Origin of the sequence: Egibacter rhizosphaerae, from assembly GCF_004322855.1 — a bacterium.
GTDB lineage: Bacteria > Actinomycetota > Nitriliruptoria > Euzebyales > Egibacteraceae > Egibacter > Egibacter rhizosphaerae.
On sequence record NZ_CP036402.1, the window covers coordinates 4,502,724 to 4,519,456 of the forward strand.

A 16,733-nucleotide genomic window follows, 5' to 3' on the forward strand; every position below is an offset into this window, starting at 1 on the left:
ACACCCGCAGGGTCGGGACGTACGGTGATCTCCCACCGCTCACCGGAGGTATCGGCGAGATACGAGTGCGCTTGAGCCCCTTCGGCGGGCGCGTCGAGCGACGGGACGCGAGTCGGCGTTAGCGCACGGTGCTGACCACGCTGAGGACGCGCTGCTGGGTTCGGCAGAAGGCGCAGCGCACGGAGTCGCCGTTGTGTGCCGCCTTGCCCTTGGGGGGCGCGGTCGGCATCCCGCACTCGCCGCAGGCGACCACACCGTCGTCGTTGCCCTCGTCCGCCTCGGACGCGAAGTGCTGGTCGCGGACCTTGTCGAGGAAGCCGTAGAGGAACTGCGCCTTCGTACCCGGGAAGTGTCGCTCGAGCTCGTTCAGCGCGTCTTTGTAGTGATGCACCGTGTTGCCGCCCACGAGGGGGCACTCCTCGACGATGTAGTCGAGGCCCCGGACGATGCAGTACGCGGCCATCTCGCGCTCACCGACGCGGTAGAGCGGCTTGACCTTCTTCGCGAGCCCCCCGGAGGCCGCCAGGGCGGGCGACTGGCGGGCCATGAAGGGCGTCTGCCAGCGCAGGACGTTGCCCAGGAGCTGCGCGGCCTCGTCGTCGAGGTTGTGACCGGTGGCCATCACGTCATAGCCGTGGTCCAGCGCGACCTTGTTGAACACGTAGCGCTTGGACAGGCCACAGACGCCGCACGCCGACCGGTCCTTGACCCCGGTGGCGTCGGGGATGCTGTAGCCGAACTCCGTCGCGAGGTCGATCGCGTGGAGGGTGACGCCGCGCCGTTCGGCGAAGTCGCTCACGACCTGCTCGCTGCGCTGGGAGTAGTCCCCGATGCCGAGGCCGAGGTAGAGGCCGTCGTGGTAGCCCATGTCGAGCAGGACGTCCCAGAGCGCGAGCGAGTCCTTGCCGCCGGACACCGCGACGAGGACGCGATCGTCGTAGGAGAGCATCCCGTGTCGGTCGATCGCGTGGCGGACCTGACCCCGGATGTGGTCCACGAGGTGCTCGGCGCAGAAGGCCGCGCGGTGACGCGGGATCTCGATCACGACCGCCCTGCCGCAGACCTGGCACTGTGGCGCGCGGGGACCGGCGCCCCCGGAGATCACGGAGCGGACCTCGATCTCGGCGTCGTCGGGCAGCTCGCGGTCCCGCGTCATCAGCTCGCCGTCCCGGATCACGAGCACGGTCTCGGGGTTGATCCCGAGCTGTGCGAGCACGTCCGCGACCGTCGCGGGGCCCGCGACCTCGTGCGTCGCGTCGGGGTTCCGGCGCCGAACGATCATCACACGCAGGCTAACAACCCCCGGTGCAGCCAACACCGCCTCGCGGCCCTGTGCGGCCGACGCGTTCAACCGACGAGCACCCATCCGATCCACAGGGCGACCATCACACTGCCCGCGGCGAGCTCGGCGAGTGCAGCGAGACCCATGCCGCGCAGCATCCCGATCACGACCCGCGTGGCCTCCTGCGCCTGGCCGGTAGCGAGCCGGGCCCGCAGCCACGCGCCGGCCAGCCCGCCGAGGGGGAGACCGAGCACGGGCAACACGATCGCGCCCACCACCGCGCCGAGGCCGGAGGCCAGCAACAGCCCGGATGGCGCCCCGGCCGCGATGCCCCCTCGGGCGGGCAGAAGGAACGAGGCCGCGAATCCGGCGAGGGCGCAGAGCGTGATCGCGGCGAACAGCCATCCGCCCGTCGTGCCGAACCCGACGGTGAGCCCGTACGCGGCGGCACCGAGCCAGACGATCAGCAGGCCCGGGATGACGGGCACCACGGTCATCGCGAGACCGAGCGCCATCGCGATCGCGACGGCGATGGTGGCGAGCTGCTCCACGGGCACTCCGTCCGATGGGTGGACCTGCTGCGCCTAAGATGGCGCCATGACCTCGATTGCCACCACCACCCTCGCGCTCAAGGAGTGGGCGGCGGTCGCCCGTGCGCTGCTCGACGGACGGCAGACGCTGCTCCTCCGCAAGGGCGGGATCCACGAGAAGCGCTTTGAGGCCGCGGCCGCTGACGACGAGGGGGGCTTCCTGATCTTCCCCACGGTCGCCCACAGCCACGCGGAGCGTGTCCGAACCGAGCACCGCGACGTCCTCGATCGGGGCGCGGAGGACGTCGACGGCGACGCGTCGGTGCTGGTGCGGTGCGGAGTTCGGCTGGTCGACGCCGTGCCCGTGCAACGGCCCGAACGCCTGCCGGAGGTCGCCGACCTGCACGTGTGGACGGACGAGAGCGTGCGCACCGACCGGTTGGAGTTCCGCCCGAAGCATCCCCTGCATGCCCTCGTGGTCCGCGCGTTCGCGCTACCCGAGCCCGTGCGGCTGGAGAAGACCGCCGAGCACCGCGGGTGTCGGTCCTGGCTGCAGCTGCCGCTGCACTGGGACGGGCGCTCGGGTACCCCGGTCCACGAGCCCGGCCGGCTCGTACAGAATGCGGCCCGCGTCCGGGACACGCTGGGCTAGCACATGGGTGGTGAGGCCTTCTCCGACGACGCGGCGGCCAGCGGGGGCACGGGCGACGGCGTCTCGTTCGTCGCGCTCGTCCGTGACCACCCGTGGCTGTTCATCGCCTGGCTCGCGCTCTTCGTCGCGGCCGCGGTGCTCGTGCAGACCGGTACGAACCTCGCTGCGCTGGCGGCGATGGCCGCAGGCATCGTCGTCGGGCTGCTCATGCCTCGGTGGCTCCCGACACCACGGTGGGTGCTGGTCGCCCTGTTCGCGATCTTCCCGCCGATCGCCCTGATCATGGTCCCGGTGTCCTTCATCTACTTCCACCGGCGCGCCCTGAAGTGAGTGGCTCGTGAGGCTGCGAGCCGTGCCGACCGTGGCATACTCTGGCCTCCACGTCGGCGTGGCGGAATTGGTAGACGCGCATGGTTGAGGGCCATGTGGACTTCGGTCCATGAGGGTTCAAGTCCCTCCGCCGACACGACACTGCGGGAGCAATCGGCGCGGCCGACCAGTTCGGCTACGCGCTGTAGCGGCCCTTCGATCTGTCGGCGGCCGGAGTGGCGGCCTTCATGCGGAGCTCGCGGTGGCTGCGGCCGGGACCGCGCCGTTTGCGGAGGTGACGTTCGCGGGACTCATGACGCCAGGGGCGTGCGCCCGAGGCCTGCCCTAGCAGCGAGCGGCCGAGGCAGGGCAGCGCTTCCAGGCCACCTTCTCGACGCGGTCGGTGAGGCGGTGATCGCCACCGACCTCGACGGCGTCGTGCGCCATGTCAACCCCGCCGCCGAGCGGCTCTGCGGCTGGGCGGTGAGGCAGGTACGAGGTACCGCGATCGTCGAGTTGAACGTCCTTGAACACTCGTCCGTGCAGGCCCATTCGATCATGGCGCAGGGTCCGAGCCCGGCAGAGCTGGTCCGGCAGGTTCGAGGTGCACCGATACGACGGCACGATCTTCCCTGCCCTGGTGACGACCTCCCCCTACTATGACGACGCCGGGCAGTTGGCCGGCCTCATCGGCGTTTCGACCGATATCAGCGACCTTGAGCGGACCCAGCGACTCCTGTCCCGCCGTGCCCGCCAACAGACCGCGGTCGCCGAGCTGGGCCAGATCGCGATGGGGGCCGACGACCCGCGGAAGGTGGAGAGCTCACCCGGTCCAGGGTCACGGAGCTGCTGGGACCCGACACCGTCATCGAGCGGGTCGCGGACTCCGGCGATGCGACGGGGCCGTCCGGGTGGAGCTCAGCAGCGGCAGGGCCCTCGTGGTCACGGGCGCGGCGACCGACGAGCTCCAGGATCACGACCGCGACTTCCTGCGCTCGTTGGCTCACATCGTCGACACCGCCTGGCAACGCCACGCTGCCGCTGCGCAGTTGGAGCACCTGGCGTCCCACGACCCGCTGCCGGGGGTTCCGAACCGCACGCTGTTCCTCGATCGGCTCGGGCAGGCTCGCGCGGCCTGCCAGCGCTCCGGTGCACGGTATGCCGTGCTGTTCCTCGACCTCGACGGCCTCAAGTCCGTGAACGACGGGGCGGGTCACGAGGCCGGCGACGAGGTGCTCCGCCTCGCCGCCGATCGGCTACCGCCGAAGGAGTCGAAACCCCCGAACAGCTCGCCGAGCTCGTCAGCCTCGGCTGCGACCATGCCCAGGGGTTCCTGTGGAGCCGGCCGGTCGAAGCCCACGAGATCACCGACGCCCGCGCTCCGATCCCTGCGCCGTCTCGGTAGCGACGACCCCCGGGGTCCCTCGGGCACGCCAGCCCACGAAGCCCGACACCGAGGTCGTTGGACAGGCGCACTCCCCAGTCGGACGCTGCGGCGTCGCCGCCCGAGTCACGGCATACAGCGTTCGGTGACTGGGCAGGTTCACTGGGACCCTGTAGGCGTCCCTCGGTGAGCTCATCCCACCCCTCCGAGCGGACATGCGCCCCGGCCTGGTGACAGGGTTCACGAAATTTGCGACGATTGCGTGGATCGTTGCGTTCGATCACGGGATCCAGGCACGGATCGTCGATGTGCCGTCGGACGCGTCGGACAAGGGAGATCCACGACCGAGGCGCGGATCGGGAGCGGATACATGCGTGTGCACGAAGTCATGAATACCGAGCCCGTGACGGTTTCGCCCCGAAGCTCCGTGGCGGAGGCGCGCGAGGCCGCGGAGGCGGTCGGTGCTCGTCACGCACTCGTGATCGAACGCTCGACGGTCATGGGAGTCCTCGAAGAGGATCGGCTCTGGCTGTCCGCCGAGGACGTCCTCCGCACCGCCGCTGGATTGCAGGACGCCCTCACTGATCGCGACCATCAGCCGGCGCGAGCGGCGATGCGGTCCGCACAGCCGAGCGTGACCCGGTCCGACAGTGTGCAGACCGCCGCCCGCCTCATGGTGTTGAAGGGTCGAGTAGCCATCCCGGTGATCGATCAGGGGCATCTTCAGGGCATGCTCTCGGTGGACGAGTGTCGTCGTGCCCTGGGCACGCCCGTCCAGCCGGTGCCCTCCGAGGAACGGGACGAGCACGAGGACGGCGCCGCATCCGACGACGCGGTGGCGTAGCCTCGCGGGTAGTCCACCCGAACCGGCCGCTTCCACCCGCGTTCCGCAGGAGCCGACGATGCAGGCCATCTTGATGCTCACGATCGTGCTCGTGATCGTCCTGCTCGTGGCGCTCTTCGTCTATGACGCGAAAAGGTCGCGCGGCGGGGAGCAGGAGCCGGCCGAGGAGGAGCCCGACGCGCCGCCCCGTGGCTCCCCCACTCCTCCGCCGGCACCACCGGCCGAGGACCCGTCACCGGCGCCCGGGCGCGAGTCCGCGAGGTCGCCGGTCGACGCGGAGGCACTCGCCACGCACGTGCGCAAGCTCCGGCGGGCGGTCGATGCCGAGTTGGTCTCGCGTGACGAAGCCGTCGAGAGCATTCTGCGACAGTCGGGTGATCGCCTCTCACCGGAGGCCGCCACACGTCTCCTCGATGGTGGGCCCGACGACCCTCTCGCCCCCGAGGTCGGGCACGTTCCCGACGATGTCGAACCCTCGGACGAGCCGCGGTTCCCCGATGCCGCGGGGGAGGGTGCCGACGGGCTCGTCCCCGGAGGCGACGTCCCGGACACACCGGACGAGCTCTTGGGCGAGCCCCCCTCCCGGGAACCGGATCCGGACCCCCGTGAGCTGGATCCCGACGCCGGGGAGAGCGAGGCCGGGGAGAGCGAGGCCGGGGAGAACGAGGCCGGGGACGAGGGCGAAGGTGGCGCCGACGGTGGCGAGCCCTCACGCGAATAGCGACCCGTCGGGATCGCGATTCGTCCGGGAGTACGTCGGTGAGCTCAACGACCGAGTGCCCGCTCGGCGGTCTCGGCGTCAGGAGCGAGGGCGAACCGGACCAGCTGATCCTCGCAGGCGAGGGCGAACGCGTCCCGGTCCCCCTCGAGCGTGAGCTCGCCCGACGCCACCTCGCGCTCGCTGGGCTCGTCCGCGTTCGCGACCTGCGCATACCAACTGGGGACGGCGTCGCACACGACGAGCGGAGCCTCCTCGGCATCGTCGAGCCACCATCCAGCGGCGACGACGAGCTCGCCGTCCTGCTCCCAGGCCTCGATCGCCCCACCCCGCCACCAGGGCCAAGCAGCCGGCGCCTGCGTGTCCTCGACCTCCCCGAACAGCACGAGCAACTCGAAGGCGCCGAAGCTGCCATCGACCAGCGGCTCCCAGTCGTCCCCTGGCGCCTGTCCCGGATCGACCTCCTCGGGCTCGAAGCCCTCGAGGTAGCGATCGGGGTCGAGGATCTCGAGCGTCGTGGTCGGCGGATCCTCGAGCGCCTCGTTGACCGCCGCGAAGCCACCCTGCTCCCGGAGGGCGGCCACGAACCGCTCCCCCGCCGTGTACGGGAAGAGGAACGACTCGACCACGTACTCGGGTAGCTCGGCCAGGACCTCCTGGACCTCGCCGACGGCCTCGAGCTCCTCGCGCTGGGCCTCCCCCTGCTCCTCCTCGGAGAGATGGCGTGCTTGCCACTCCTCCTCGATCAGTACGGCGTCGCCCTCGACGACGGAAAGGAAGGCGAGCACCGCGTCGTCGTCCTCGAGGTCATCGAGGCGCTCGAGGTCGAAGTGCTGATCCTGGAGCGCGTGCACGAGCTCGTGGGCCGTGGTCACCGTTGCCGACGGCCCGGGCGGGAGCTCCTCGCTGCCCACGTAGGCCACCTCGTCCTCGGGGTCGTAGAGGCCGGCGACCCCGGACGCCTGCAGCTCGTCGTAGATCTCCTCGAGGTCGCCTCCCTCGGGGATGTGGCGCAGGCTCGCCAGCACGCGGCTCCAGTCCGCCAGCTCGTCGCGGTCGCCGGCGTCGAGGTCGCGATCGGTCGCGATCTCGGCCAGCTCGTCGCCCGACACGACCTCGGTCTCGACCTCGTCCTCCCACTCGAGCTCGCGCAGTTCACCGACCTCGCTGGTCAGGCGTTCGATCAGCTCGTCGAGTTGCGCTTCCTCGTCCTCGGGATCGTCCGAGGGATCGTCGTCGTCGGGATCTTCGTCGTCCTCCTCGGGCCCAGGGTCGTCGCCCGGTGGGCCCTCGGCCTCGCCGTCGATCGCACCGTCCTCGTCCTCGATCTCCGGATCCGGCTCGGTCTCGGGCGAGCACGCCGCGGCGACGAGCAGGAGCGCGACGAACGCCGCCACGATCCTCGCGGTGACCATCCCCTCCTCCTCTCGTCTCCCCGGCAGCTGCGATGTGGGGAGACACGGGCCGGCAACCGGTCCCCGTGGCCGCCAGGATGGCGCGTGGCGGCTCCTGCATGTCCCGAGTGGCCGGCTCCGTCGATGCACGTGGGAACGTGGTGGTCGTCGAGACGATAGCACCCCTCTCGCACCCCTCGTCGGCCTGGGACCGGCGGTAGGCTGCGCTTCTCGCGGAGGCACGGTGTGCGCCGGAGGGCGCCGTGGACGTGAGCGAGGTGCGGATGGCCGAGATCCTGGTGTGCGGCGAGGCGCTCGTGGATCTCACGGCTGCGCGCTGCGAAGGTGAGCGGGGCTTCGTGCCGCGTCCGGGAGGGTCACCGTTCAACGTGGCCATCGGACTGGCGCGCCTGGGAACGGCCGCCGGCTTCTGCGGGCGGGTCTCGACCGACCCGTTCGGGCGCCTGCTGCGCCGCACACTCGAAGCCGACGGGGTCGGTACCGAGTGGCTCTCGATCGCGGACGAACCGAGCCCGCTCGCGTTCGTGCACCTCGACGCCGCCGGGCAGGCCGAGTACGCCTTCCACTTCGCAGGCAGCGCCGGCGCCAGCCTTCGGTCCAGCGACGTGCCGCAGCCCCTACCGGACGGCGTCACGGCCGTGCACGTGGGCTCCATCGCCCTCGTGCTGGAGCCCGGTGCCGCCGTCGTCGCCGACCTCCTCGCGAAGGCGCACCGTCAGGGGCGCGTGACCTCCCTCGACCCGAACGTCCGGGGGCGGTTCATCGGCGATCGCGCGGCCTACGCGAGCTCGCTCGAGCAGTGGGTCGCGCAGTCCTCCGTGGTCAAGGCCAGCACCGAGGACCTCGCATGGGTGTGGCCCGACGAGGACCCCGCCGCCCTCGCCCGCCGATGGGCGGCGGGGGGACGCCTGGTCGTTCTCACCGATGGCGCACGCGGCGCGCTCGCGGTGCGCGGGGACGAGCGGCACGAGATCGCGGCCCGGGCGACGAGCGTCATCGACACGGTCGGAGCGGGTGACGCGTTCACCTCCGGCCTTCTCGCGGCTCTCGACGCGCAGGGGTGCCTCACTCCCGAGGGTCTCGAGCAGGCCGACGTCCGCGCCGCGGTCTCGTTCGCCGCGAGCGTCGCGGCGATGACCTGCACGCGTGCCGGAGCGGACCCGCCGCACCGCGACGAGTTGCGCTGACACCCATGGTCACGCTCATCCTCGAGGGCGTGGGGGTCGAGGGCGACGAGGGAGGCCGCCGGCTCGACGGGCTCGATCTGACCTTCCCCTCCGGCTCGCTGACCGCCCTGATGGGACCGACCGGCGCCGGCGCGACCACCGTGTTGCGGGTGCTCGCGGGGACCCAGTACCCGGATCGCGGTCGCGTCTGGTTCGAGGACATGGACGTGACGGTCCAGCGACCCGACCAGCGGGACGTCGCGGTGGTCGACCAGACAGCGACCGTCTTCCCTCACCGGACGGTGGCCGGCAACGTCGAGGCCGCCCTCGAGGCCAGCGGGTTGCCGGCCGACGAGATCGCCCTGCGGGCGGCGAGCGAGTTGCGTGCGGTCGGCCTCGAGTCCCGCGCCGACGCGCCTCCCGGCCGTCTGTCCGCGGGCGGGAGGCGGCGTCTGGCCATCGCTCGCGCCACGGTGCGTCGCCCGCGCGCGTTCCTGTTCGACGAGCCCTTCGGCGAGCTCGACCCGGGGGAGGCCGCGCGCCTGCGGAGCCAGTTGCGCGAACTGCACGATGCCCTCCGGACCACGACCGTGATCGCCACGCACGAACCGGAGCACGCGCTCGCGCTCGGGGACCAGCTGGTCGTCCTCGACGGGGGACGCGTCCTGCAGGTGGGCGACCCGTCCTCGTGCTACGCGCGGCCCGCGACGACGCTGGTGGCGGAACTGATGGCCCCCCGCGGGCTCGCGTTCATCGACGGGTTCGTGGAGGGAGACGGCCTCCGCCTCGGTGATGCTCCTCGAGCGCAGCTCCTGCCGTTGCGTCCGCACGCTCGGGGTGCCGTGGGGGCATCGAGGATGGTCACACTCGGCATCCGACGTGAAGCGCTGTCCGTCGCGGTTTCCTCGCACCGGACCGAGGAACGGCCTACCGAAGAACGGCCTCGCCTGGTCGCGAGCGTCGTGTCCGTGCGCGGCATGGGCGCCGGACGCGAGGGCATCGCGCGGCTGGAGCCGGGAGGCCCCGAGGTCGCCTTCAGCCCCGGGGCGGAGCAGCTGACGGGGGGCCAGGGCGTGCTCCTGTCGGTGGATCCCGACAAGCTGCTCTACTTCGACGTCGAAGGGCGGCTGTTGCACGCGGGCCGGTGAACGAACCGGCGCGCGGTCAGCCGTGCGCGGGAGCCAGCGCGGTGGCGACGGGGTCGGTCGGCTCGTTCGCGAGTTGCTCGCGCAGTTCCATCCTGGCGATCTGCAGCCGGTGCACTTCGTCCGGGCCGTCGGCCAGGCGCAGCGTCCGCAGGTGCGCCCAGTGCTGCGCCATCGGGGTGTCCTGCGAGACACCGGCGCCGCCCCAGAGCTGGATGGCCCGGTCGAGGACCCGCAGGGCCGTGTTCGGCGCGACCACCTTGATCATGCCGATCTCCTTGCGCGCCTCCTTGTTGCCGACCTCGTCCATCATCCATGCGGCCTTCAGGACGAGCAGGCGCGCCTGCTCCAGCTCACAGCGCGCGTCGGCGATCCACTCACGCACGACGCCCTGGCGGGCGAGCTCGGTGCCGAAGGCGTTGCGCCCGGCGGCGCGGCGGCACAACAACTCGAGGGCGCGCTCCGCCATGCCGATCGCCCGCATGCAGTGGTGGATGCGTCCCGGCCCCAAGCGGCCCTGGGCGATCGCGAACCCGTCGCCCTCCCGCTGCAGGAGGTGATCGGCAGGCACCCGAACGCCGGTGAACTGGATCTCGGCGTGCCCCTCCCCTTCGTTGAAGCCGAACACTTGCAGGTTGCGCACGTGTTCGATGCCCGCCGTGTCGAGCGGCACCAGGATCATCGATTGCTGGCGGTACGTGTCGGCCTCGGGGTTGCTCTTGCCCATGAAGATCGCGAGCCGGCAACGCTTGCGTGCCGCGCCGGTGGTCCACCACTTGCGCCCGTTGAGGACGTAGTCGTCGCCGTCCCGCTCGATCGAGGCCCGAATGTTCGTGGCGTCGCTCGAGGCGACGTCCGGCTCGGTCATCGCGAAACAGGAGCGGATCTCGCCGTCGAGCAGCGGTCGCAGCCACTGCTCCTGCTGCTCGCGCGTGCCGTACTGCGCCAGGACCTCCATGTTGCCGGTGTCGGGGGCGTTGCAGTTGAAGGGCTCGGAGCCGATCACGCTCCGACCCATCCACTCCGCCAGCGGTGCGTACTCGAGGTTCGACAGCCCCGCGCCCCACTCCTCGTCCGGCAGGAACAGGTTCCACAACCCCGCTGCGCGCGCCTTGGCCTTGAGCTCCTCCATCACCGGCGGGTGATGGTGCGGGTCGCCGGACGCCTCGACCTGCTCGCGGTGGAGCGTCTCGGCGGGATAGATCTCCTGTTCGACGAACTCGCGCACCTGCGCGATCAGCTCGCGGGCACGTGCGCTGTGGGCGAAGTCCATCTCAGCACTCCTCTGCCGCCTCCCTGCGACGCGTCGAACGTCGTGCCAGCGGCAGGCTACCTGACCATGGTCACCCTCAGGGCGGCTGCCGGGTCGGGCGCCAGGGTCAGTGATCCGCGCCCGGGTCACTCATCCGTCCCGGGTCAGTAACCGGCGGCCGGGTCAGCGATCCGCGGCCGGCACGCCCTCCCCTGTCGTCCCGCCGCGGTGTGGACACGTTCGGGGGTGATCGCGGTCGCTGGTGTCCACACCGTGCGCCGCTCGGCCTCCGCCCGGTCACGTGTGGGCCTTTCCGTTGGTGTCGACCGCCACTCCCGCCCACACCGTGGCACTGCGACCGGCGATGCGTCCCGGCTGTGGACGAAACCGTGGGTGCAACGCGTGGTTGTGACCACACCGCTGGGTGTGACCACCGCGTGGTCGTGATCACACCGCTGGGTTGTGACCACACCGCTGGCTTCAGCAGGCGCCCGAGCCCGCAGCAGCCGGTCGCTCGCGCGGACTAGGCCTCCTCCACGCGGACCGTGACGGTGTGACGTCCGGTCGCGCCGTCGGGGCGCGCGGGGCCCTCCTCCGCCGTCTGGACCTCCCCGGTGGCATCGGTCGCGCGCACGGTGAGTTCGTGGGTTCCCGCAGTGGCGTTCTCCCACTGCCACGTCCACTGGCGCCAGGCGGCCCCGCCGATCTCCGGTCCGAGGTCGGCGGGCTGCCAGTCCCCACCGTCGACGGAGACCTCGACACGCTCGATGCCGTCGAGCGGCGCCCAGGCCACGCCGCCCACGGGCACGGTGCCGGTCACGACGTTGGCTCGATCGTGCGGGGTGTCGATCCGCGACTGGATCCGCACCGGGCCCTCCTTCGCCCATCCCCGCGGCACCCAGAACCCGTCGAACTCGTTCCAGCCGGTGACGTGGATCCGCTCCAGCCACTTCGTCGCGCTCACGTAGCCGTAGAGGCCGGCCACCACCAGTCGCGCGGGGAAGCCGTGCGCACGGGGCAGGGGCTCACCGTTCATGCCGACCGCCACGAGCGCGTCACGCCCGTCGAGCGCGGCCTCCACCGGGAAGCCGGCGGTGAACCCCTCCACGCTCTCGCCGACGATCTGCTCCGCGTCGCTGGCGAGGCCGGCGCGGTCCAGCAGCTCACCGAGGCGGACGCCCTGCCACCGGGCGGTGCCTGCCTCCCCGCCACCCACGGGGTTGGAGACGCAGGTGAGGAGGATGTCGGCCTCGGTACCGGCGAGGTCGAGCAGCTCGTCGTAGCTCAACTCGATCGGGTTGTCGACCCGCCCGTCGATGGTGAGCGACCAACCCCGCGGTTCGACGTGGGGCGTTCGCACGGCGGTGTCGACGATGTAGAACTCGTCGTTCGGCGTCCATAGGTCGGACAGGCCTTCGTCGATCCGCGGCTGCTCGAACGTGGATGCCGCCGGCAGTGAGTGGTTCGGCTCGGGCAGCTCGGCGATCTCCCCGGGCTCCGCCCGAGCGCCGGCGGAGAGGCTCCGCACCGCCCCGGCTCCCACCACCGAGACGCCGAAGAAGGTCGCGGCCATCCGGACGAACCCACGACGGTCGATCCCGTGGGGGCTGGCTGCAGGGTCCACGGGGGGTGACGCCGGGGAGCGTGCCCGCGCCAGCAGCGCCCAAAGGGCTGCCATTCCCACCAAGGCGCCGGTCGCGGCGGGAAGGAGCGTCGCGAGCACCTCGGCAGCCGGAGCGGCGGCCGCGACCGCGCCCCCGGCGAGGGCGATGCCGACGAACAGCAGCCGCGCGGCGAGTGCGCGTCGTGTGCCGAGCCGTCCCACGAGTGCTCCCAGTCCCAGCGCGACGAGCACGATCCCGATCTGCAGGGCCAGCACGTTGAACGGGCCGAGCACCGCGATGGCGGCATCGGTCAGCGGCGGCGGGGAGACGGCCACGACCGCGTCCCCGACTCCCTCGATCGGCGACACCAGCGCCGAGGTGGTGGCGGCCAGTACCTCGCCGACGGCGAAAGCAACCGTCACGGCCACCGCGCCGGCGATCGCGCCATCCCGCGGCCGTGGCGGTCTGGCCGCAGCCCGCGCCGGGTCAACAGCCTCTGCCGCATCATCGGGAACGGTCATGCGGGGCTCCTGGTCCGGTCCTTCACCCAGCCCCGGTCTCGAGCGGCGGAGCGGTGGTGTGCCGGATGTCCCCAGGGTAGTTCATTTGGTCGGTGAGGGTCCGAGCCGGGTGCCCACCGCTTCGAGCGTGGCGCGCGCATCCCCTGGATCGGGCGACGGGCACGCGATCGCGGCGGTGGTCACGCCCCCGTCGAGGTAGGCCCGGACACGCGCGGCGACCCGGTCGGCGTCCCCGACGGCCGCGATCGAGTCCAGCATGCGATCGGACACGGCGCGAGCCGCCGCCTCACGGTCGCGTGCGGCCATCGCCTCGCGGACGCCCGCGGCCTCCTCCTCGAACCCGAGCCACTCGAAGAACCGGTTGTACGCGTCGACCGCCGCGTACGGCGCGAAGGTCCGGCGCAACTGCTCGCGGGCCCCCTCGGGGTCGTCGGTCACCCAGCAGAACAGTCGAGCGACCACCGCGAGGTCGGCGGGCACCCGGCCGACGGCCCTGGCACCGGCGGCCACCTCGTCGAGGACGGCGGGGAGGTGCTCGGGGCCCAACTGGTTGAGGCACACGCCGTCCGCCAACCCACCCGCCTGCCGCAGGCTCCGAGGGTTGAGGGCGCCCAGGAGCAACGGCACGCGCGTCGGTGGCGGGGCGAAGATCCGCGCGCCACGCACGTGCACGAACCGCCCCTCGTAATCGACCTTCTCGCCGTCGAGCAACGGCCGTAGCGCCTCGACCGTCTCCCGGAGCCGGTCCAGCGGGTGGTCGAAATCGAGCCCCGACCACCGAGCGACGATGATCTCGCTCGAGGTCCCCACGCCGAGGCTGAAGCGTCCCTCCGACAAGTGCGAGAGGCTGGCGGCGGTCGCGGCGAGGAGCCACGGGGCCCGGGTCTGGGCCGGCGCGACGGCGACGCCGAGATCCACGTCGGACGCGATGGCGACCGCGCCGAGCAGGCTCGCGAAATCGGGTCCGGCGACCTCGCTGGCCCAGGCCGACCGGTAGCCCCATCGCGCCGCTGCCTGGACGAGCTCCGGGGTCTCCCGGGGCGGCAGGCCGGCGACGGGCAGGCTGACCGCGAGGGTCATGGCATCCCCCTGGAGTCTGCGAGAACAACGGATGGAGTGCGCAGCGTAGAGGTTTCGATTCCCCGCGGGCCAACAACCGTTAGCATGGTCCGGTCCGGTGGCCCGATGCTGCGCAGCGACGGACACAGGCGAACTGCGACGGTTGCGCGTGGCGGGCCGGTGGATCCATGGCTGCCGCAGGGCGACGGCTGCGTAGAGGGAAAGGAGGCCGCGAGTGAGCGACCTCGACCGCCGGTCGGACCCCGGTTCGCCGCCCTCGCCGGTGCCGCCGGACATCGCTCGCGTGCGTCCCCTGCCCGCGCGGGACGAGGACGGGCGGTTCCGGTCCCCGGATCACGGGGACTCCGAACTGGACGATCCGGCGTACTACCTGAACCGCGAGCTCTCGTGGCTCGAGTTCAACCGCCGGGTGCTCACGCTCGCCACCGACGCGTCGATCCCACTGCTGGAGCGGGCCCGCTTCCTGGGCATCTTCCACTCCAACCTCGACGAGTTCTTCATGGTCCGCGTCGCGGGTCTGAAGCAGCAGGTCGCGAGCGGCGTGACGCGCCGGACCGCCGACGGCCGGACTCCCAGCGAGCAGCTGGGCGCGATCGCCGAGCGCCTCCACCCGATGATCGAGACCGCGCAAGAGACCTTCCACGAGCAGCTGCTGCCGCTGCTGGAGCGCCAGGGCGTGCGGATCGTCTCCGCCGAGGAGCTGTCGAGCGCCGACCGCGGTGCGCTCGATCGCTACTTCGAGGACGAGGTCTTCCCGGTCCTGACCCCCCTCGCGGTCGATCCCGGCCACCCCTTCCCCTACATCTCGAACCTCTCGCTGTCACTGGCCGTGACCGTCAGCGACCGCAAGACGGGCGATCGGCGCTTCGCCCGAGTCAAGGTGCCCGGCGTCCTCCCGCGGTTCGTCCCGGTCGCCGACGGTCAGGCGCTGTTGCCGCTGGAGGAGCTCATCGAGAGCCGGCTCGGGCGCCTGTTCCCCGGCATGGACGTGCTCGAGGCCCACGCCTTCCGGGTCACGCGCAATGCGGACCTCGACATCGAGGAGGACGAGGCCGAGGACCTCCTGCTCGCCATCGAGAAGGAGTTGCGCCGGCGGCGGTTCGGGGCCGTCGTTCGCCTCGAGGTCGAGGACACCATGCCGGCGTGGCTGCTGCAGCTGCTGGCCGAGGAACTCGAGGTGGCCGACGAGGACGTCTACCGCCTGCCCGGCCTGCTGGGGCTGGGCGACGCGACCGAGCTGGCCGAGATCGACCGCCCCGACCTGCACTGGCAGCGATGGACACCGGTCCCGCACCCGCGGCTGCGCTCGGGCAGCGGCGGTGAGCCCGCCGATGTGTTCGCGGCGATCCGCCGGGGCGACCTGCTGGTGCACCACCCGTTCGACAGTTTCGAGCACACGGTCGAGCACCTGATCACCAGCGCGGCCCACGACCCGCAGGTGCTGGCGATCAAGCAGACCCTCTACCGGACCAGCGGCGACTCCCCGATCGTGCGGTCGCTCGTCCGCGCCGCCGAGCAAGGCAAACAGGTGGTGGCGATCGTCGAGCTGAAGGCGCGGTTCGACGAGGAGGCCAACATCACGTGGGCGCGGGAGCTCGAGCGTGCAGGGGTCCACGTCGTCTACGGCCTCGTGGGCCTGAAGACCCACGCGAAGACCGCGCTGGTGGTGCGGCGCGACGAGGACGGCATCCGCCGCTACTGCCATGTCGGCACCGGCAACTACAACCCGCGCACGGCGAACTACTACACGGACCTCGGAATGCTGACCGCCGACCCCGCGATCGGCGCGGACCTGACCGACCTCTTCAACTTTCTCACCGGGTACGCGCGGCACGACAGCTACCGCAAACTGCTGGTCGCCCCGGTCTCCCTGCGCGAGCGGCTCACCCGCCTGATCGAACGGGAGGTGGAGGTCCATCGCTCCGGGGAGCGCCAAGGATTCATCCGCGCGAAGCTGAACAGCTTGCTCGACACGCGCATCACCCGGAGCCTCTACGAGGCCTCACAGGCCGGTGTGCAGATCGACCTCGTGGTCCGCGGCATCTGCTCGGTGCGCCCCGGAGTCCCCGGGGTGAGCGACCGGATCCGTGTGCTGTCGATCGTCGGCCGGTTCCTCGAGCACTCGCGGATCGTGCAGTTCGGCCCCGACGACGTGTGGATGGGCTCGCCCGACTGGATGCCGCGCAATCTCGACCGCCGGGTCGAGACGCTCGCGCCGATCGACGACCCGGAAATGGCGGCGGAGTTGCGAGCGACGCTGGACGTCTACCTCGCCGACAACTGCAACGCCTGGCACCTCGAGCCGGACGGCTCGTGGCGTCGCCGGATCCCCGAGGAGGGCGAGCCGCGGCGCGACAGCCAGCGCGAGCTGATGCTCGCCGCCGCCGAGCGGGCGCCCGACGCGGTGGAGCCACCGTACGAGCCACACCGGGTCGCCGGGGAGGCCTCCGGGCCCGACGCCGAGTCCGAGCCGGTTCCGGGGCTCGCGGAGCGCGTCGTGACCGCGCCGCCGGACGAGCTTGACCTGCGGGTGTGGCTCGACCCGAGCGAGCAGGGGGCAGGCACGGAGGCCGCGCGTTAGGCTTGCCGGTCGGCCCGAACCCCCCGGCCCCATCCGCGTGCCCGACCGGTCCTCGACCCGGACCGCCGGGGGTCCACGGCCGGGGCCGACCCCGCCGCCCCGATCCGGAGTCCGCGAACCGTGCCGCCGCCCGAGCCCAGCCAGTCCACGTCGTCGGACGCGATGACCCCGTCCTCCCGCTCGCTCCACGCCTCCGGCCAGCCTGCCGATGCGTCGGCCGGTGCGGGGGCCGAGCCGGAGGGGGCTGAGA

The 16,733-nt window shown here is 71.8% G+C and carries 14 protein-coding genes, 1 tRNA gene and 2 pseudogenes; 11 read left to right on the forward strand and 6 right to left on the reverse strand.

Features of this window, described 5'->3' with window-relative positions:
* Positions 1-118: 118 nt before the first annotated feature.
* Together ER308_RS20645 and ER308_RS20650 are read right to left on the reverse strand one after the other, a co-directional pair.
* Positions 119-1,282: a PP-loop family protein gene (locus ER308_RS20645; RefSeq protein WP_165492289.1), complete on the reverse strand. Its 1,164-nt coding sequence runs from the start codon at positions 1,280-1,282 to the stop codon at positions 119-121.
* Positions 1,283-1,347: 65 nt separating this feature from the next.
* Complete coding sequence (locus ER308_RS20650) at positions 1,348-1,833, reverse strand: DUF456 family protein (protein ID WP_131156724.1); 486 nt, start codon at positions 1,831-1,833, stop codon at positions 1,348-1,350.
* A 46-nt stretch (positions 1,834-1,879) separates the two neighbouring features.
* Here ER308_RS20650 and ER308_RS20655 point away from each other — a divergent pair, with 46 nt between their 5' ends.
* The 8 genes and pseudogenes from ER308_RS20655 (at position 1,880) to ER308_RS20695 (ending at position 5,722) form a co-directional block, all read left to right on the forward strand.
* Positions 1,880-2,464, forward strand: coding sequence for a DUF1802 family protein (locus ER308_RS20655; RefSeq protein WP_131156725.1), 585 nt, complete (start codon positions 1,880-1,882; stop codon positions 2,462-2,464).
* A gap of 3 nt (positions 2,465-2,467) precedes the next feature.
* Positions 2,468-2,794: a hypothetical protein gene (locus ER308_RS20660; RefSeq protein WP_131156726.1), complete on the forward strand. Its 327-nt coding sequence runs from the start codon at positions 2,468-2,470 to the stop codon at positions 2,792-2,794.
* Between the two features lie 52 nt (positions 2,795-2,846).
* Positions 2,847-2,930 (forward strand) — tRNA-Leu (locus ER308_RS20665).
* Positions 2,888-3,328: pseudogene (locus tag ER308_RS23325) on the forward strand (PAS domain-containing protein); the annotation flags it as partial. The gene ER308_RS20665 and the pseudogene ER308_RS23325, both read left to right, overlap by 43 nt.
* A pseudogene (locus ER308_RS23330) lies at positions 3,300-3,497 on the forward strand (PAS domain-containing protein); the annotation flags it as partial. The pseudogenes ER308_RS23325 and ER308_RS23330, both read left to right, overlap by 29 nt.
* Positions 3,433-4,347, forward strand: coding sequence for a diguanylate cyclase (locus tag ER308_RS23335; protein WP_420826183.1), 915 nt, complete (start codon positions 3,433-3,435; stop codon positions 4,345-4,347). The pseudogene ER308_RS23330 and the gene ER308_RS23335, both read left to right, overlap by 65 nt.
* A 180-nt stretch (positions 4,348-4,527) precedes the next feature.
* Positions 4,528-5,001, forward strand: a complete 474-nt coding sequence (locus ER308_RS20690; RefSeq protein WP_131156727.1) for a CBS domain-containing protein — start codon at positions 4,528-4,530, stop codon at positions 4,999-5,001.
* A gap of 58 nt (positions 5,002-5,059) precedes the next feature.
* Positions 5,060-5,722 carry a hypothetical protein gene (locus ER308_RS20695; protein WP_131156728.1) on the forward strand — a complete coding sequence of 221 codons (663 nt, stop codon included), beginning with the start codon at positions 5,060-5,062 and terminating at the stop codon, positions 5,720-5,722.
* Between the two features lie 44 nt (positions 5,723-5,766).
* Here the strand turns inward: ER308_RS20695 and ER308_RS20700 are convergent, their stop codons facing one another.
* Positions 5,767-7,134 (reverse strand): hypothetical protein, encoded by a 1,368-nt coding sequence (locus ER308_RS20700; RefSeq protein WP_131156729.1) that lies wholly within the window; start codon positions 7,132-7,134, stop codon positions 5,767-5,769.
* 242 nt (positions 7,135-7,376) lie between these two features.
* Between ER308_RS20700 and ER308_RS20705 the strand changes: the two genes are divergently transcribed.
* Both ER308_RS20705 and ER308_RS20710 read left to right on the forward strand, forming a co-directional pair.
* Positions 7,377-8,321 (forward strand): carbohydrate kinase family protein, encoded by a 945-nt coding sequence (locus tag ER308_RS20705; protein WP_205745781.1) that lies wholly within the window; start codon positions 7,377-7,379, stop codon positions 8,319-8,321.
* 5 nt (positions 8,322-8,326) lie between these two features.
* On the forward strand, positions 8,327-9,448 hold the full coding sequence (locus ER308_RS20710; protein WP_131156731.1) for an ABC transporter ATP-binding protein: 1,122 nt from the start codon (positions 8,327-8,329) through the stop codon (positions 9,446-9,448).
* A gap of 16 nt (positions 9,449-9,464) precedes the next feature.
* On the opposite strand, the gene ER308_RS20715 is transcribed toward ER308_RS20710, so the two are convergent.
* From ER308_RS20715 to ER308_RS20725, 3 genes are all read right to left on the reverse strand, one after another.
* On the reverse strand, positions 9,465-10,718 hold the full coding sequence (locus ER308_RS20715) for an acyl-CoA dehydrogenase family protein (protein ID WP_131156732.1): 1,254 nt from the start codon (positions 10,716-10,718) through the stop codon (positions 9,465-9,467).
* 502 nt (positions 10,719-11,220) lie between these two features.
* Entirely contained in the window at positions 11,221-12,822 is a 1,602-nt protein-coding gene (locus ER308_RS20720) for a molybdopterin-dependent oxidoreductase (protein WP_131156733.1), read from the reverse strand.
* 81 nt (positions 12,823-12,903) lie between these two features.
* Entirely contained in the window at positions 12,904-13,902 is a 999-nt protein-coding gene (locus ER308_RS20725; RefSeq protein WP_165492291.1) for an LLM class F420-dependent oxidoreductase, read from the reverse strand.
* Between the two features lie 214 nt (positions 13,903-14,116).
* Between ER308_RS20725 and ER308_RS20730 the strand changes: the two genes are divergently transcribed.
* Positions 14,117-16,483 carry an RNA degradosome polyphosphate kinase gene (locus ER308_RS20730; protein WP_205745782.1) on the forward strand — a complete coding sequence of 789 codons (2,367 nt, stop codon included), beginning with the start codon at positions 14,117-14,119 and terminating at the stop codon, positions 16,481-16,483.
* Positions 16,484-16,733: the final 250 nt, after the last annotated feature.

Bases quoted from the DNA above. Each gene is read 5' to 3' on its own strand.
- ER308_RS20710 (WP_131156731.1), top strand. From the start codon at position 8,327: ATGGTCACGCTCATCCTCGAGGGCGTGGGGGTCGAGGGCGACGAGGGA.
- ER308_RS23335 (WP_420826183.1), top strand. From the start codon at position 3,433: ATGACGACGCCGGGCAGTTGGCCGGCCTCATCGGCGTTTCGACCGATA.
- ER308_RS20655 (WP_131156725.1), top strand. From the start codon at position 1,880: ATGACCTCGATTGCCACCACCACCCTCGCGCTCAAGGAGTGGGCGGCG.
- ER308_RS20690 (WP_131156727.1), top strand. From the start codon at position 4,528: ATGCGTGTGCACGAAGTCATGAATACCGAGCCCGTGACGGTTTCGCCC.
- ER308_RS20725 (WP_165492291.1), bottom strand. From the start codon at position 13,902: ATGACCCTCGCGGTCAGCCTGCCCGTCGCCGGCCTGCCGCCCCGGGAG.
- ER308_RS20700 (WP_131156729.1), bottom strand. From the start codon at position 7,134: ATGGTCACCGCGAGGATCGTGGCGGCGTTCGTCGCGCTCCTGCTCGTC.
- ER308_RS20695 (WP_131156728.1), top strand. From the start codon at position 5,060: ATGCAGGCCATCTTGATGCTCACGATCGTGCTCGTGATCGTCCTGCTC.
- ER308_RS20720 (WP_131156733.1), bottom strand. From the start codon at position 12,822: ATGACCGTTCCCGATGATGCGGCAGAGGCTGTTGACCCGGCGCGGGCT.
- ER308_RS20645 (WP_165492289.1), bottom strand. From the start codon at position 1,282: ATGATCGTTCGGCGCCGGAACCCCGACGCGACGCACGAGGTCGCGGGC.
- ER308_RS20660 (WP_131156726.1), top strand. From the start codon at position 2,468: ATGGGTGGTGAGGCCTTCTCCGACGACGCGGCGGCCAGCGGGGGCACG.
- ER308_RS20715 (WP_131156732.1), bottom strand. From the start codon at position 10,718: ATGGACTTCGCCCACAGCGCACGTGCCCGCGAGCTGATCGCGCAGGTG.